Below are 16,145 nucleotides of genomic sequence, written 5' to 3' on the forward strand. Positions count from 1 at the left end.
TGGTTCCCGACCTGGTGAGGTGTCCCAAAAAGCGCCGTGGCCCCGAGTCGCCTCGGGGCCACGATCCTGCGCTACGACGTCAGTCGGCCGCGGGGGCCGGCTTGTCCGTCAGCTTGTGGGTCTCGTCGTGCACGTTCGCCGCGATCTCGCGAAGGCGGTCACCGTGCTCGCGCGCGTGGTGCGCGCAGAAGAGAAGCTCTCCGCCCGTGGTCAGCTCGACACGGAGGTAGGCCTGGGCGCCACAACGGTCGCAACGGTCCTCAGCGGTGAGCTGAGCGCTGGGAGCAACAGCAGTCGTCATCTCGGGGCCTCTCTTTCGCCTGGCTACAACACCCTCATCGGGGTGACGTGGGGATCAACGTAGCGACCGGTCCAAAGATTCCCGATCGTATGTGGCCCATTCCACGTTCCCTATGCGGACATCTGATCACCTGTCGATGGTTGGATTCTCGATTTTCCAATACCCGAAACAAGCTTGTGACCAACCGATCGGTCATCGTTGCCTGGTCCGGACGGCGCCCTTGCCGATGTCGCTCATCGTCCACCCGCCCTCCGCCGTGTGCCTGCACCGGTCTCCGGCGTGTCGCCGGTAGATTCGGACCGTGCGCCGCGCGTGTGGCGCGCTCGTTCCACGTATCGCATGAAGGAGCCCGGTCATCGCCGACAACACCTACAACGCAGCCCACCTCCTGGTCCTCGAGGGCCTCGACGCCGTGCGGAAGCGTCCCGGGATGTACATCGGCTCCACCGACACCCGGGGGCTGATGCACTGCCTCTGGGAGATCATCGACAACGGCGTCGACGAGGCGCTGGGCGGCTTCGCTCGTACGGTCGACGTCACGCTGCACCCCGACGGCTCCGTCGAGGTCTACGACGACGGCCGCGGCATCCCGACCGACAAGGAGCCGAAGACCGGCCTGTCCGGTGTCGAGGTCGTGGCCACCAAGCTGCACGCCGGCGGCAAGTTCGGCGGCGGCTCCTACGTCGCCACCGGCGGCCTCCACGGCGTCGGCCTGTCGGTCGTCAACGCGCTCTCGAGCCGGATGGACATCGACGTCGACCGCTCGCCGGCGACCCAGGGCATCAGCTTCCAGCGCGGCGTGCCGGGCGTCTTCGACGGCGAGGGTCCCTCGGCCCCGTTCACCCCCGCATCCGGCCTGTCCCGCAAGGGCGGCCGCGTGGCCAAGGGGAGGTCCGGGACCCGGATCCGGTTCTGGCCGGACCGCCAGATCTTCACCAAGGACGCCACCTTCGTCCTCGACGGCCTGATCGGACGCGCGCGCCAGACCTCCTTCATCGTCCCCGGCCTCGAGCTGGTCATCCGCGACCAGCGCGCGGCGGACCCGGTCGAGTGGGTCGAGGAGAGGTTCCGCCACGACGGCGGCATCGGTGAGTTCTGCGACTACCTCGCCACCGGCGAGCCGGTCACCGAGGTGCTGCGCCTCCAGGGCAGCGACACCTTCACCGAGACCGTGCCGCTGCTCGACGACAAGGGCCACATGACCCCGCAGGACGTCGAGCGCGAGCTCACCGTCGACGTCGCCGTCCGCTGGGGCACCGGCTACGACTCCGAGCTGCGCTCGTTCGTCAACGTGATCGCGACACCCAAGGGCGGCACCCACGTCTCCGGCTTCGAGACGGCGCTGACCAAGACCTTCAACGACGCCATGCGGGCGACCAAGGCGCTCAAGGTCAACGACGACGACGTGGTCAAGGACGACATCCTCGAGGGGATGACGGCCGTGGTCACGGTCCGGCTGGCCGAGCCCCAGTTCGAGGGCCAGACCAAGGAGATCCTCGGTACGCCGGCCGCGCGCAGCGTCGTCCGCAAGGTGGTGGCGGCCGAGCTCAAGGAGTTCCTGACCTCCACGAAGCGGGCCGAGAAGGCGCAGGCCAAGCTCCTGATGGAGAAGGTCGTCGCCGCGTCCAAGACCCGGATCGCTGCCCGCCAGCACAAGGAGACCCAGCGCCGGAAGAACGCGCTCGAGTCGTCCTCGCTGCCGGCCAAGCTCGCCGACTGTCGCGCCTCCGACAACGAGCGCACCGAGCTGTTCATCGTCGAGGGTGACTCCGCGCTCGGCACCGCCAAGCTCGCCCGCAACGCCGAGTTCCAGGCGCTCCTGCCCATCCGCGGCAAGATCCTGAACGTCCAGAAGGCGTCGGTCGGCGACATGCTGAAGAACACCGAGTGCGCCTCGATCATCCAGGTCGTCGGCGCCGGCTCCGGCCGCACCTTCGACCTCGAGGCCCGCCGCTACGGCCGGATCATCTTCATGGCCGACGCCGACTCCGACGGCGCCCACATCCGCACCCTGCTGGCGACCCTGTTCTTCAAGTACATGCCCGACCTGATCATGGCCGGCCGCGTCTACTCCGCCGTCCCGCCCCTGCACCGGATCGAGATCTCGAGCCCGAAGAAAGGCCAGGACAAGTACGTCTACACGTACTCCGACGACGAGCTGCAGCGCAAGCTCGCCGAGCTCAAGAAGAAGAACGTCCGCTGGAAGGACCCGGTCCAGCGTTACAAGGGCCTCGGTGAGATGGACGCCGACCAGCTGGCCGAGACGACCATGGACCCCCGTCGTCGTACCCTGCGCCGGCTGACGGTCGACGACGCGAACCTGTCGGCCGAGGTGTTCGAGCTGCTGATGGGCAGCGACGTGGCGCCGCGCAAGGAGTTCATCGTGCAGGGGGCGTACGAGATCGACATGGAAGCACTTGACGCGTGATGCTGTCCTCGTGGTGAGCGAGAGCCGGGCAGCCGTCGTCAAGCTGCTCAAGGCACGGGGCGCGAAGGCCCGGCGCGGGCACCTGCGGATCGCGGTCGGCGACCTGTTCTGGTACGTCGACCCGCGGGCCGAGGGCGTGGGTCGGGGCGCGCAGCTGCTCCTCGAGGTCGGCTGCTGGGTGCCGGAGGTGGCGCCGGAGCCCGACGGGGGAGCGGTGGACTGCCCGCTGCTGGTCGACGTCGCGCTGGCGGACCCCGTGGCGGACACCGCGAAGCTGCTCGACGTGATCACGTCGATCGGCGACCTGCCGACGCTGGGGCGCCGGCTCGACGAGCTTCCGGGCGCGTTGGTGGACCGGGTGCTGCGGGCCCGCCTCGACGGCGAGGGCTGACCGCCCTCAGACCTCCTGGGTCAGCAGGCCCGAGTCGACGTCGTAGATGAAGCCGCCGACCTTGACGCTGTCGGGGATGAGCGGGTGCGAGCGGACCTTGCGGACGTCCTCGGCGAGGGCGACCTTCTGGTCCGGGATGACGTGGAAGGCGTGCCAGCTGACGTCGTGGCCGACCGCGGCGCCGATCTTCTCGTGGATGTCGGCCTCGGAGTTCGCGGCCATCGCGCAGCGGGTGTGCGGGATCACCAGGATCCGGTCGACGTTGAGCAGGTGGGCGCCGAGCACCAGCGCCTCGAGCGCCGCCTCGGTCACGCGGCCACCCGGGTTGCGGAAGATCTTGGCGTCGCCGTAGTCGAGGCCGAGCATCCGCAGGGGGTCGATGCGGGAGTCCATGCAGGTGACGATGGCGACGCCCGCGTGGGCCTTGCCGTCGAATCCACCCTGGTCGAACGTCTCCGCGTAGTCCTGGTTCGCCTTCAGCAGGTCATCGAAATCGCCCATGCCCACAAGATTATCCGGCGGCGCGGAGCACCTTCGCGGTGTCCACACCTCGGGTGCCCGCCCGGGCGAAGACGACGAGCGCGAGGACGCCGGCGGCGAGGGCCGCGACGGAGGCGCCGACGAACACGGCGTGCTCCTGGACGATGCCCAGCTCGCGCAGGTCGAGGTCCGGGTGGGAGGCCTGGGCGGCGTAGAGCCGGCGCAGCCCGATCGTGGTGAGGGCGGAGATGCCGACGAGCATGCCGACCATGCGGGCGACGACGACCAGGGCGCTGGCGAGGCCGTGCGTGTCGTCGTCGGTGGAGGCCAGGATCGCGGCGTTGACCGGGGCGAGCGCGAGCCCGAAGCCGAAGCCGCCGAGCACCAGCGGGAGGTTGCTGGCGAAGCCGTCGAGGCTGTGCTGATCCCACTGCACCATCAGCAGGAAGGACAGCGAGGCGGAGCCCATGCCGACGGCGGTGAGTACGCCGGCAGGAACCCGCTGCAGGAGCCAGCCACCGAGCACCGCGCCGATCGGCAGGGCGGCGAGGAAGCGGAGCAGGACGAGGGCGGCGCCGAGCTGCGAGTCGCGCTCGGTGGTGGTCCGCGCGAACAGCGGGATGTCGACGAGGGCCGCGATCAGGGCCCAGCCGACGAGGAAGCTCACCAGCAGCGAGCCCCACGCCGGCGTCGCCGCGAGCGCGCCCCGGGGCACGATCGGGTCGGCGGCACGGCGCAGGTGGAGCAGGAGCAGGACCAGCGCGAGGGCGGAGCCGGCGAGGAACCACGGGCCCTGCCGCGAGAACACCGCCACCTCCGGGTCGGCGGTCGCGAAGGCGAGCACGACGCCGCCGAGCACGGTGGCGAGCAGGGCCGCGCCGAGCAGGTCGGCCGCGACGAGGTGACCGAGCCAGCCACGCAGGTCGACCAGCGCGCGGGGGAGGAACCAGCACCACAGCGCCAGGGCGAGCGCGCAACCGATGGTCGCGACGCCGATGGGGGTGATCCAGCGGCTCCCGCCGTCGACGTACGGGATGAAGAGCTGGCCCCAGGTGAGGTCGCGCTGGAGGTCGCTCGGCTGGAGGAAGGTGACCAGGCCGGTCACCACGGTGGCGGTGAGGAGGACCACGGCGATCACCCGCGCGAGGAGGGTGCGGCGGTCCCGTGACGCTCGCGGCGCGACCTCCTCGGCCCCGGGGGACCGGTGGCGGACGAGCAGGCCCACGGCCACCAGGAGGGCCGCACCGCCGGCGAGGTTGATCGCGAAGATCCCGCGCCAGCTGGTGAAGGAGAGCACCATCGCGCCGAACAGCGGGCCGAGGACGCTGCCGAACTCCTGCACCGCCGAGACCAGGCCGAGCGGGAGGCCGCGGCGCTCGACGGGGTAGAGCGCGGCGACCAGCGACATCGTCGCCGGGACCAGGCCGCCACCGCCGACGCCCTGCAGGAACCGGCCGACGACCATGCTGGGCAGGTCGTAGCAGGTCGCGGTGACCAGCGAGCCGATCGAGAACAGCACCAGCGACATCGCCAGCACGGGGACCTGCCCGCGCAGGTCGGCGATGCGGCCGATGAGGGGCAGCATCGCGACGTACCCGAGCAGGAAGCCGGAGACGATCGGGGCCGCCCGCTGGAGCTCGTCGACCGGGATCCCGACCCCGGCCATCATGTCGGGCAGGGCGAGGACGACGACGTAGGTGTCGACCGCCGCGAAGGCGACCGCGACCGCGCAGAAGGCGAGCAGCACCCGGTCGCGGGCCGCGGGGCGCGCGTCGGGACCGGTGATTCCGGTCATTCGGGTGCGGAGATGTCCTTGGTGACGTCGTACTTCGTGACGTCGATCGTGTAGGTCACCTCGTCGGCGTCCGGGAAGAACACACCGGTCAGGCGGGCGGTCCGGAGGTAGCCCTCGTCGTCGATCCGGTACGTCGCGTCGAACGCGTCACCCTCGGCACACGGCAGGATCTCGCGGATCGCGTCGCCGGTGGCGGTGCCGGAGTAGGTGTGGAAGACCTCCTTGTTGTCCTTGCCGCCGCGCTCGGACTTTCCGGCCTTCACGTCGTCGCTCGAGGTGAGCACGTTGGAGACACCGGAGTCGGGGGAGAGCAGCGTCGCCGGGTCGGGCGCGCACAGGTCCTCGGGCTGGAAGCGGTCGCTCCAGCCGCCGAGCAGCGCGTGGTTGATCCACAGCGTGCCGCCGACCGAGATGACCGGGACGCCGGTGACCGGCAGCCCCGACACCGAGCCGCTGACCGAGCCCTCGAAGGCGGGCGGGTCGGCGACGATCGTGCCGCTGGCGGCGGAGAGGTAGTCGACGCCCGGGTCGTCGGCGGTCGAGATCGACACCTCGATGCCACTGGTGCCGTCGAGGAGCTCCTTGGCCTTCGCCCCGGCGTCGGTCCAGGACGCGGCGTCGCTGCCGCCGTCGTCGTCGCCGGAGCAGGCGGTGAGTCCACTCACGGCGAACAGGCCGGTGAGCAGGCCGGCGGCGACACGGGTCGAGGTCGTCATGAGGTCACCCTGACACATCGGTGGGAGGGGAGTCGGGCGCGGTGCCCCCGCCGGATGCCACGGTCAGGGTGGCCGTCAGCGGACCGGCGGCCGCGGCGAGCGGCTGGCTGCCGGGGACGCCGGAGCCGTCCCGTCGTCCGCCCGCGTCGGGCAGGTCGACCGGGGCGCCGCTGGCCGCCGTACCGCGGGCGGGGGCGGGGCCGGCCCAGGCGAACACGAGCGTGTCCTCGCCCTTGAGGAAGCGGTGGCAGCGCACGCCGCCGGTGGCGCGGCCCTTGGCGGGGTACTCCCAGAAGTCGGTCACCTTGACCGAGCCCGGCTCGGTGCCCGGCAGCGCGGTCGAGGAGCCGGACGCCGTCACCAGGACGACGCCGCCCGGTGCGTTGAGGTCGAGCACGCCGAACCAGACGACCCGCTCGCCGTCGGCGACCCGGACACCGGCCATCCCGCCGCCCGAGCGGCCCTGGGGCCGCACGCCGTCGGCGCCGAAGTGGAGCAGCTGGGCGTCGGAGGTGACGAAGCAGAGCTCCTCCGTGCCGGTGACCAGCTGGACCGCACCGACGACCTCGTCGCCGTCCTTGAGCGAGATGACCTCCCACTCGTCCTTGCTGATCACCTCGGGGTTCACCCGCTTGACGACGCCCTGCTTCGTGCCGAGCGCGAGGCCCGGCCCGTCGGCGGTGAGGGTGGTCAGCCCCAGCGCGCGCTCGCCGGACGCGAGCTCGAGGACCTCGCTCAGCGGCAGGCCGCCCTGCAGGTTGGGCTCGTTGGCGCTCGGCGGGATCGCCGGCAGGTCGAGCACGCCGAGCCGCAGCAGCCGGCCGGCGGAGGTGAGGACGCCGATGTCGGAGCGCGCCGAGGTACGGACGGCGGAGACGACGACGTCGTGGTTGGCGCGGCCGCCGCCGGTGCCGAGTTCGTCGGCGCTGGTCGTGCGGGCCAGCAGGCCCGACGACGACAGCAGGGCGAAGCACGGGTCGTCGGCGACCTCGAGCGGTGCGGCCGCCGCGGCGACGGCGGTGGACCCGGCCGACTCCAGCAGGACGGTACGACGCGGCGTGCCGAACGTCTTCGCGACCTCGGCGAGCTCGTCGGAGACGACCTTCCGGAGCCGGCCCTCGTCGGCGAGGATCGCGTCGAGATCCTCGATCTCCTTGCGCAGCTCCTCCTGCTCCTTCTCCAGCTCGAGGCGGGAGAAGCGGGTCAGGCGGCGCAGCTGCATCTCGAGGATGTACTCGGCCTGCTCCTCGGAGAGGTCGAAGACGCTGCGCAGGCGCTCCTTGGCGGCGGCGGAGTTGTCGCTCGTCCGGATGACCTGGATGACCTCGTCGATGTCGAGCAGCGCGATCAGCAGGCCGTCGACGAGGTGGAGGCGCGCGGCCTTCTTGTTGCGGCGGAACTGCGAACGACGGCGCACGACGTCGAAGCGGTGCTCGAGGAAGACCTCCAGCATCTCCTTGAGGCCGAGCGTGCGCGGCTGGCCGTCGACCAGGGCGACGTTGTTGATGCCGAAGGAGTCCTCCATCGGGGTGAGCTTGTAGAGCTGCTCGAGCAGGGCCTCGGGCACGAAGCCGTTCTTGATCTCGATGACCAGGCGCAGGCCGTTCTCGCGGTCGGTGAGGTCCTTCATGTCCGCGATGCCCTGGATCTTCTTGGTCTGGACCAGGGTCTTGATCCGCTCCATGACCTTCTCGGTGCCGATGCCGTAGGGCAGCTCGGTCACCACGATGCCCTTGCGGCGGCCGACGTTGTCGATGCGGGCCGTGGCGCGCATCTTGAAGATGCCGCGGCCGGTCTCGTAGGCGTCGCGGATGCCGTCGAGGCCGACGATCTTGCCGCCGGTGGGCAGGTCGGGGCCGGGGATGAAGCGCATCAGGCCGTCGACGTCGGTCTTCGGGTGCTGGATGAGGTGGCGGAGCGCCTGGACGACCTCGACCAGGTTGTGGGGCGCCATGTTGGTCGCCATGCCGACGGCGATGCCCGTCGTACCGTTGACGACCAGGTTGGGGATCGCCGACGGGAGGACGGTCGGTTCGTACTCGCGGCTGTCGTAGTTGGGCTTGAAGTCGACCGTCTCCTCCTCGATCGACTCCGTCATCGCGACCGCGGCCGGCGCCATCCGGGCCTCGGTGTAACGCATCGCGGCCGGCGGGTCCTCGCCACCGGGCGAGCCGAAGTTGCCGTGGCCGTCGACCATCGGCAGCCGCAGGGACCACGACTGCGCGGTGCGGACCAGGGCGTCGTAGATCGCGCCGTCGCCGTGGGGGTGCAGCCGACCCATGACCTCACCGACGATGCGCGCGCACTTGGTGTGGCCGCGGTCGGGCATCAGCCGCATGTCGTTCATCGTGTAGAGGATCCGGCGCTGGACGGGCTTGAGGCCGTCGCGGGCGTCGGGCAGCGCACGGGAGTAGATGACCGAGTAGGCGTACTCCAGGAAGGACGACTGCATCTCGTCGCGGATGTCGGTGTCGAGGATGTGCTCCTCGAAGTCCTCCGGAAGGGGATCTGACTTGGTACGCCGTGCCATGCGGGTCATTCTTCCGGGTGGCCCCGATGAATCCGGGGAGGAGGTCCGGTCTGTCCCCGCATGGCGACCGTGATGATGCACGCAGTGGTGTCCGTGGACGGCTTCATCGCCGACGAGAACGACGAGGTCGGACCGCTGTTCGACTGGTACTTCAACGGCGACCAGTCCCTGACCGACGGGGAGGACCACGGTCCGTTCGCGGTCACCGCCGCCTCCGCGGCGTACGTCCGGCCGATGTGGCGCAGCATCCGCGCGATCATCCAGGGCCGTCGGCTGTTCGACCAGACCAACGGGTGGGAGGCGAGCCCGCCGGCGGGGGAGCACCTCCTGGTCGTCAGCCACCGGCCCAAGCCGGAGGGTTGGCACCCGGAGGCGGACGTTCCATTCTTCACCGACGTCGCGAGCGCGGTGGAGGAGGGCAAGCGGCGAGCCGGCGACGGGGTGCTGGCGATCTGCGCGGGGGAGGTCGGCGGGCAGGCGCTCGCGGCGGGCCTCGTGGACGTGGTGGCGATGGACGTCGTCCCGGTGGTGTTCGGCCGGGGGAAGAGGTACTTCGGCGCGATCGAGGGGCAGCACCTGCTCGAGGACCCGGAGGTCGTGGTCCGCGGGGACCGGGTGCTGCACCTCAGCTACCCGGTTCGCCGGTAGATTCCTCCTTGTGACCGGCGATGTGCCCCTGACCGAGGAGATCGAGGCTCCGCCTGCGCACTGGGAGGGCGACGTCCTGCTGCGTGACGGCCGGACGGCGCACATCCGGCCCATCCGGCCCGAGGACGACGAGCTGCTCGTCGAGTTCTACGCGCGGGTGTCCGACGAGTCGAAGTACTACCGCTTCTTCTCGCCGATGCCGGTGCTCTCCGAGCGCGACGTCCGCCGGTTCACGCACGTCGACCACGTCGACCGGGTGGCGCTGATCCTCGTCGTGCAGGAGCAGATGATCGCCGTCGGCCGGTACGACGTCGTGGGCGACAACGAGGCCGAGGTCGCCTTCCTGGTGGAGGACGACCACCAGGGGCGCGGGATCGCGCAGCTGCTGCTCGAGCACCTCGCCCAGGCGGGCCGGGAGAAGGGCGTCGAGCGGTTCACGGCGGAGGTGCTGCCGGACAACAGCCGGATGATCCAGACCTTCCGCGACGCCGGCTACCGCGTCGCCAGCGGCTACCACGACGGCGTGATCACCCTGGAGTTCCCGATCGACCCGACCGACACGGCGATCGGGGTGATGCGCGACCGCGAGCACGCCGCGGAGGCCGCGTCGATCGACCGCTTCTTCCGGCCCAGGTCCGTCGCGATCATCGGTGCCAGCCGCCGCCAGGACACGATCGGCCAGGTCCTCGTGCGCAACCTGGTGATGGCCGACTTCACCGGGCGGGTCTACGTCGTGAACCCGAGCGCGCCCGCGGTGTCGGGCCTGCCGGCGTACAAGAACGTCAACGACATCCCCGACGACGTCGACGTCGCGATCGTCGCCGTGCCGGCCGAGGCGGTCACCGACGTGGTGCTCGACTGCGCCAACAAGGGCGTGCACGGCCTGGTCGTCATCTCCTCGGGCTTCGCCGAGACGGGCGAGGAGGGACGTCGGCGCCAGCGGCACCTGGCCGGGCTGTGCCGGTCCTACGGGTTGCGCCTCATCGGCCCCAACTGCCTCGGCGTGATCAACACCGACCCGAGCGTGCAGGTCAACGCCTCGCTGTCGTCGGTCATGCCCAACCGCGGGCGTGCCGGCTTCTTCTGCCAGTCGGGCGCACTCGGCTCCGCGATCCTCGAGAAGGTCAAGAACCGGGGCCTCGGCATCTCGACGTTCGTCAGCGCGGGCAACCGTGCCGACGTGTCCGGCAACGACCTCCTGCAGTACTGGGAGGAGGACGACGCCACCGAGGTCGTCATGATGTACCTCGAGTCGATCGGGAACCCGCGCAAGTTCTCGCGCATCGCGCGGCGGGTCTCGCACCGCAAGCCGATCGTCGCGGTCCGCTCCGGCCGTACGACGCAGGGCGTCCCGATGGGCCACACGGTCCGTCGGATCGGCGCTCCCCAGGCCGCGGTCGACGCGATGTTCCGCCAGGCGGGCGTCATCCAGGTCGACACGCTCGACGACATGTTCGACGTCGCCCAGCTGCTCGCCCACCAGCCCCTCCCGCGGGGCCGGCGGGTCGCGATCGTCGGCAACTCCGACGCGCTCGGCCTGCTCGCCGCCGACGCCGCCTCCGCGGTCGGGCTCGTCGTCAACCGCTCGGTCGCCCTCGGCGCCGACGCCACCGCCGAGGACTTCGAGGACGCGCTCGACGACGCGATCGACGACCCCGACGTCGACTCCGTCATCGCCGTCTACATCCCGCCGCTCGACGTCAGCGGCGAGGAGGTCGCCAACGTGCTGGCGGCCGTGGGGGAGCAGTCCGACAAGCCGCTGGTCTCCTCCTTCCTCGGGGCCGAGGGCATCCCCGAGCTGCTGCGCGTGCCCGATGTCGCGGGCTCGTCCGCGGGACGCGGCTCGGTGCCGTCGTACCCGGCGGTGGAGGCGGCCGTCCGTGCCCTGGCGCGGGTGGTGGAGTACGCCGTGTGGCTGCACGCCCCCGACGGCCCGCCCGCCGAGGCGGGCGAGGTCGACGACCGCGGCGCGCGGCGGCTCGTCGACGGCGTCCTCGCCGACCCGAGGATCGCCGCGTCCGGCCGCGAGGTCGAGCTCGACCAGGACCAGGTGGCCCGGCTGCTGGCGGCGTACGGCATCGAGCTGTGGCGGACCCTGCCGGTCACGGACCTCGACGCCGCGGTCGCAGCGGGGGAGCAGCTCGGCTGGAACGTCGTGCTCAAGTCGACCCTGCCGGCGGTGCGCGAGCGGCCCGACCAGGTGCACGTGTGGCGCAACATCAACAGCCGCGAGGAGATGGACGACGCCTGGGGCGACCTCAGCCGTCTCGTCGACCCGGCGACCGGGCGGTTCGTGGTGCAGCGCAACGCGCCGACCGGCGTACCCATCGCGGTGCGGACGTTCGAGGACCCGCTGTTCGGCCCGGTCGTCTCGTTCGGCATCTCGGGCCCGGTCATCGAGCTGCTGGGCGACTGGTCCTACCGCATCCCGCCGCTGGGCGAGCACGAGGTCTCGTCGATGGTGCGCGAGGTCAAGAGTGCGCCGTTGCTGTTCGGCTACCGCGGCGCGGAGGCGGTCGACGTGGCCGCCATCGAGGACCTGATCACCCGGGTCGCCGAGCTGCAGAACGACCTGCCGCAGGTCAGCTCGCTGGAGCTGTCGCTCGTGCTCGCGGGCGTCGAGGGCGCCGAGGTGCTCACCGCGTCGGCGCGGGTGGCGGCCATCAAGGATCCGCGCCCGGACTCGCTGGTGCGACGCATGCCCGACCTGATCACCACCGTCCCGGACTGACGACAGGACGCCCGTGCGAGGATGCCGCTCATGACGGACCGTGACCGGCACCCCGAGCTGAACGCTGCGATCGACCGCACCGGCTACTACCCCGAGGTGGTCGCCGATGCGGTGAACGGCGCGTGCGGGGGCGAGTCCGTGGTGTCCTTCTACGTCCACCACGAGCCGACCTTCGAGCGCGACGAGGTACGCCGCCACCAGACCGTGATCGTGCTGACCCCGACCCGGCTGATCCTCGCCCACACCGACGAGCACGCCGGCGACGACCTGCTGCCCGAGCCGTACACGTCGACCTCGACCGAGGCGGTCAGCCTCAGTGCGGTCGCCAACGTCGTGGTCACCCGGATGACCACCAACCCGACCGCCGGGCCACGCCCGCCCGCCGAGGCCGTGCTCACCATCGGCTGGGGCGCGGTCAGCCGCCTCGACCTCGAGCCCGCCGCCTGCGACGACCCGCAGTGCGAGGCGGACCACGGCTACACCGGCACGATGACCTCCGACGACTTCTCGCTGCGCGTCTCGGCCGCCGCCGACGGCACGGACGCCGTGGCCGGACTGCTCTCCTTCGCGGCATCGCTCTCGGCCCTGACCCGTGGCTGAGGTCAACGGGTTCTGCGAGCCGGCCTACGGCGTCCGCTCGCTCGGCGACCTGGTCCCGGCCGCGGCCCACGCGCTCGGCAGCCCGCTCGGCCCGGCCCCCTCGGGGCTGACGCTGCCCGACGCGGCGTCGTACGTCGTGTTCCTGATCGACGGCCTCGGCGCCCGGCTCCTCGAGCGGCACGCGCACGCGGCGCCGTACCTGGCCTCGTTGCTGGCGGGCTCCTCCCCGGCCACGGCCGGCGTGCCGTCGACGACGTCGACGTCGCTGACCTCGCTCGGCACCGGCCTCACGCCGGGCGCCCACGGCCTGGTCGGCTTCACGACCCGCGTCCCCGGCACCAGCGACCTGCTCAACGCGCTGGTCTGGGACCAGGACGTCGAGCCCACCCAGTGGCAGCCGCACACCACGGCGTTCTCGTCGCTGCAGAACGCCGGCGTGCGGGTCACGGTCGTCAACAAGCGTGAGTTCAACGGCAGCGGGTTGACCGTCGCCGCGCACCGCGGAGCCGACTACGTCGGCGTCGACCGCGTCGGCGAGCGGATCGCGGCGGTCATCGCGGCGTCCCGGCCCGATCCCCGCCAGCCGGCCCTGACCTACGTCTACGACGGCGACCTGGACTGGACCGGCCACCGGTGGGGCGTCGCCTCCAGCCAGTGGCTGCAGCAGCTCGCGATGATCGACCACGAGGCCGAGCAGCTGCGCGAGGCGCTTCCGGCCGACCGCCGCCTCGTCGTCGTGGCCGACCACGGCATGGTCGACGTGCCGGACGGGTCGCGGCTCGACGTCTCCGCCCATGACGACCTGCGCGACGGCGTCGCGATCGTCGGCGGCGAGGCCCGCTTCCGCCACCTCTACTGCACCGGGGGTGCCGTTCCCGACGTCGTCGCCACCTGGCGCGAGGTCATCGGCGAGCGTGCCGAGGTGCTGACCCGCGCCGAGGCGATCGGCCGCGGCTGGTTCGGCCCCGTCGACCCGTCGGTGCTGCCGCGGATCGGCGACGTCGTCGTGGCCTGCCGTGGCGACTTCGCGGTGCTGTCGACCGACGGCTTTCCCTACGAGGCCAAGCTGATCGGCATGCACGGCTCGCTGACGCCCGACGAGATGCTGATCCCGGTCCTGCTGGACTGACCGGGACGACCGAACCTTTTGCCGTGGTCGCGTCGTCTGGGTGGATGACCGGGGCCGGTGGAGCCCCCGAGGACCGGAGGCACCATGCCCGCTCGTGACCGGGCCGCGTTCGCGGAGTTCGTGGCCGCCCGCTCGGGTGCGCTGCACCGCGCGGCGTACCTCATGGTGGGTGACGTCGGCCTCGCCCAGGACCTCGTCCAGGAGGCGTTGACCAAGACCTACGTCGCCTGGCCGCGGCTGCGGAACCCGCAGGCCGCCGAGTCCTACACCCGCAAGGCGATCACGACGACCGCGATCACCTGGTTCCGCAAGCGGAGCTGGAACGCCGAGAAGGTCGCGGAGACCTTGCCGGAACGGGCCGAGGCCGGCCACGCCGACGCGCTGGTCGCCCGCCGTACCCTGCTCGACGCGCTCGCCCAGCTGCCGCCCCGGCAGCGCGCGGTGATCGTGCTGCGCTACTACGAGGACCTCACCGAGCGGCAGGCCGCCGAGGTGCTCGGCTGCGCCGTCGGCACCGTGAAGAGCCAGGCCTCGGCCGCGCTCAACCGGCTCCGCGACCTGATGGGGGACGACCTCGACATCGACGACCTGCTCGCCTCGGAAGGAGTGCCGGCATGACCGAGAAGCTGAAGAACCTGATGGACACCGCGGCCGACCTCGACTTCGACGCCGTCGACCTCGCCGCGGTCATGGACTCCGGTGACCGCGTTGTACGACGCCGTCGGATCGGCCTCGTCGGCGGCGTGGCCGCACTGGCGGTCGTCGTCGGCGGGATCGCCCTGGCCGCCGGCGGGTCGGACGAGGCCGCCGACCGGGCTCCGTACACCGGCGCGCCGGCGAACGAGGTGACCTGGGCCGTCGGCACCCGGATCCTGACGTCCGGGAGCTCGATCGAGGTCGGGCACGTGGTCCACTCGTTCGTCCGGACCGGTACCGGCTTCGTCGTGGCGGACGACGCCGGCGAGGTGTGGTCGGTCGCCCGTGGGACGGTCACCTCGATCGGCCGGGTCGACCCCCGGACGGCGCGCCTCGCCGCCGACGTCGAGACGTCGGTGGTCGGTTGGCGGGAGCCCGACGGCGCCGGCGCGCGGTGGGTCGCCTACGACCAGGCGGCCGGCCGGCGTGTGCTGTCCCGCGCGATCGACCAGCCCTCGGACGACGCGGATGTCGTCGCCGTCGACCAGCGTTCGCTGTACGTGCACAACCGTGGCTGGGACGTGCTCGACGTCGACGGCAACGACGTCTGGAAGGTCGGTCCGCCCGCGCCGGGCGGCGAGCTGATGGCGGTCGAGGACGACGTGATGGTCTGGTCCACCGGTGAGGCCTACGTCGTCGAGCGAGCCGGCGACGGCGCCGTGGAGATCGGTGATCCTGCCGGCACCACCGCGGTGCTCTCGCCCGACGGGCGGCGGGTCAGCTTCGACGCTGACGAGCTCCGCGTGCACAACGTGGCCACGGGGGACGAGGAGCGAATCGACGTCGACGGGCGCTCGTTCGCGGCCGGCTTCGAGTGGCTGGGCAACGACACCCTGGCGGTCATCGCCAGTCGCGACGGCTCCATGGCCGAGCTGCTGGCGTGCACGGTGTCGAGCGGCAGATGCCGGGAGGTGGTGGCTGACGTCGGCACGTTCGACGAGCTGACCGAGGGCAGCTTCGCACTCCCGGTGGGCGAGCCGGTCGAGGACTGATCAGGCGAAGGGCAGCGGCTCGGGGGAGAGGCTGACCGCGCGCGCTCGCGCCGCGGTCAGCCCGCGCCGGTGGTGCTGGCGGCAGAGCACCTCGTAGGCCACCTCGACGTCGTCGTCGGGAGCCGAGACCGGCTCGTTGTCGACGTCGCCGACCACGATCACCTCGCCCTCGGTCACCATCACGCCGTTCTCGGTGCGGGCGTTGTGGGTGGCCCGCTTGCCGCACCAGCACAGCGCCTCGACCTGCAGCACCTCGGTGCGGTCGGCCAGCTCCACGAGCCGGGCCGCGCCGGGGAAGAGGCGGGTGCGGAAGTCGGTGAGGATGCCGAAGCAGAAGACGTCGATCTGCAGCTCGTCGACCACCTTCGCCAGCTGGTCGACCTGCGCCGGGGTGTAGAACTGCGCCTCGTCGCAGATGAAGTAGTCGATCCGCGCGCCCTGGGTGAGCGCATCGACGGTGTAGCGCCAGAAGTCGAAGTCCGGCTCGACCTCCTCGGCGAGCGCGGTCAGGCCCAGCCGGGACGACACGATGGCGACGCCCGCGCGGTCGTGCGAGGTGAACAGCCGGCCGACCCGGCCGCGGGCGGCGTGGTTGTGGTTGGTCTGCAGGGCGAGCGTCGACTTGCCGGCGTCCATGGTCCCGGTTCGGAAGGTCAGCTCGGCCACGGGCGGCATCCTCTCATCCCACGGATCCGATGGTGAACGCAC

At 71.5% G+C, this 16,145-nt stretch carries 14 protein-coding genes; 8 read left to right on the forward strand and 6 right to left on the reverse strand.

The features are described 5' to 3' along the window. Positions 1–79: 79 nt before the first annotated feature. Entirely contained in the window at positions 80–301 is a 222-nt protein-coding gene (locus ASE20_RS03450) for a hypothetical protein (RefSeq protein WP_056893155.1), read from the reverse strand. Between the two features lie 430 nt (positions 302–731). Between ASE20_RS03450 and ASE20_RS03455 the strand changes: the two genes are divergently transcribed. Beyond that, complete coding sequence (locus ASE20_RS03455; protein WP_157538635.1) at positions 732–2,729, forward strand: DNA gyrase/topoisomerase IV subunit B; 1,998 nt, start codon at positions 732–734, stop codon at positions 2,727–2,729. Positions 2,730–2,739: 10 nt separating this feature from the next. Further along, entirely contained in the window at positions 2,740–3,120 is a 381-nt protein-coding gene (locus ASE20_RS03460) for a hypothetical protein (protein ID WP_056893157.1), read from the forward strand. Positions 3,121–3,126: 6 nt separating this feature from the next. Here the strand turns inward: ASE20_RS03460 and ASE20_RS03465 are convergent, their stop codons facing one another. From ASE20_RS03465 to ASE20_RS03480, 4 genes are read right to left on the reverse strand one after another with little or no spacing between them, the layout of a single operon-like run. Continuing rightward, entirely contained in the window at positions 3,127–3,621 is a 495-nt protein-coding gene (locus ASE20_RS03465; RefSeq protein WP_056893822.1) for a beta-class carbonic anhydrase, read from the reverse strand. A gap of 10 nt (positions 3,622–3,631) precedes the next feature. Then, entirely contained in the window at positions 3,632–5,395 is a 1,764-nt protein-coding gene (locus ASE20_RS03470; RefSeq protein WP_082612118.1) for an MFS transporter, read from the reverse strand. Beyond that, positions 5,392–6,111, reverse strand: coding sequence for an LppX_LprAFG lipoprotein (locus tag ASE20_RS03475; RefSeq protein WP_056893158.1), 720 nt, complete (start codon positions 6,109–6,111; stop codon positions 5,392–5,394). The genes ASE20_RS03470 and ASE20_RS03475 overlap by 4 nt, the downstream gene beginning before the upstream one ends. 4 nt (positions 6,112–6,115) lie before the next feature. After that, the gene (locus tag ASE20_RS03480) at positions 6,116–8,641 is read right to left on the reverse strand and encodes a DNA topoisomerase (ATP-hydrolyzing) subunit A (RefSeq protein WP_056893159.1); all 2,526 of its coding nucleotides are present in this window, start codon (positions 8,639–8,641) and stop codon (positions 6,116–6,118) included. A gap of 60 nt (positions 8,642–8,701) precedes the next feature. Between ASE20_RS03480 and ASE20_RS03485 the strand changes: the two genes are divergently transcribed. The 6 genes from ASE20_RS03485 to ASE20_RS03510 all read left to right on the forward strand — a co-directional run bounded on the left by ASE20_RS03485 (position 8,702) and on the right by ASE20_RS03510 (position 15,437). Beyond that, complete coding sequence (locus ASE20_RS03485; RefSeq protein WP_056893160.1) at positions 8,702–9,289, forward strand: dihydrofolate reductase family protein; 588 nt, start codon at positions 8,702–8,704, stop codon at positions 9,287–9,289. A gap of 10 nt (positions 9,290–9,299) precedes the next feature. After that, positions 9,300–12,020 (forward strand): bifunctional GNAT family N-acetyltransferase/acetate--CoA ligase family protein, encoded by a 2,721-nt coding sequence (locus ASE20_RS03490; protein ID WP_157538636.1) that lies wholly within the window; start codon positions 9,300–9,302, stop codon positions 12,018–12,020. A 30-nt stretch (positions 12,021–12,050) separates the two neighbouring features. Then, complete coding sequence (locus ASE20_RS03495) at positions 12,051–12,620, forward strand: DUF5998 family protein (RefSeq protein WP_056893161.1); 570 nt, start codon at positions 12,051–12,053, stop codon at positions 12,618–12,620. Next, positions 12,613–13,749 carry an alkaline phosphatase family protein gene (locus ASE20_RS03500; RefSeq protein ID WP_056893162.1) on the forward strand — a complete coding sequence of 379 codons (1,137 nt, stop codon included), beginning with the start codon at positions 12,613–12,615 and terminating at the stop codon, positions 13,747–13,749. Before ASE20_RS03495 ends, ASE20_RS03500 begins: the two co-directional genes overlap by 8 nt. Before the next feature lie 84 nt (positions 13,750–13,833). Beyond that, on the forward strand, positions 13,834–14,367 hold the full coding sequence (locus ASE20_RS03505) for a SigE family RNA polymerase sigma factor (RefSeq protein WP_056893163.1): 534 nt from the start codon (positions 13,834–13,836) through the stop codon (positions 14,365–14,367). Then, on the forward strand, positions 14,364–15,437 hold the full coding sequence (locus ASE20_RS03510; protein WP_056893164.1) for a hypothetical protein: 1,074 nt from the start codon (positions 14,364–14,366) through the stop codon (positions 15,435–15,437). The genes ASE20_RS03505 and ASE20_RS03510 overlap by 4 nt, the downstream gene beginning before the upstream one ends. Here the strand turns inward: ASE20_RS03510 and ASE20_RS03515 are convergent, their stop codons facing one another. Next, positions 15,438–16,103 (reverse strand): thymidine kinase, encoded by a 666-nt coding sequence (locus ASE20_RS03515; RefSeq protein WP_056893165.1) that lies wholly within the window; start codon positions 16,101–16,103, stop codon positions 15,438–15,440. Positions 16,104–16,145: the final 42 nt, after the last annotated feature.

Source organism: Nocardioides sp. Root240 (assembly GCF_001428825.1).
Lineage (GTDB): Bacteria > Actinomycetota > Actinomycetes > Propionibacteriales > Nocardioidaceae > Nocardioides.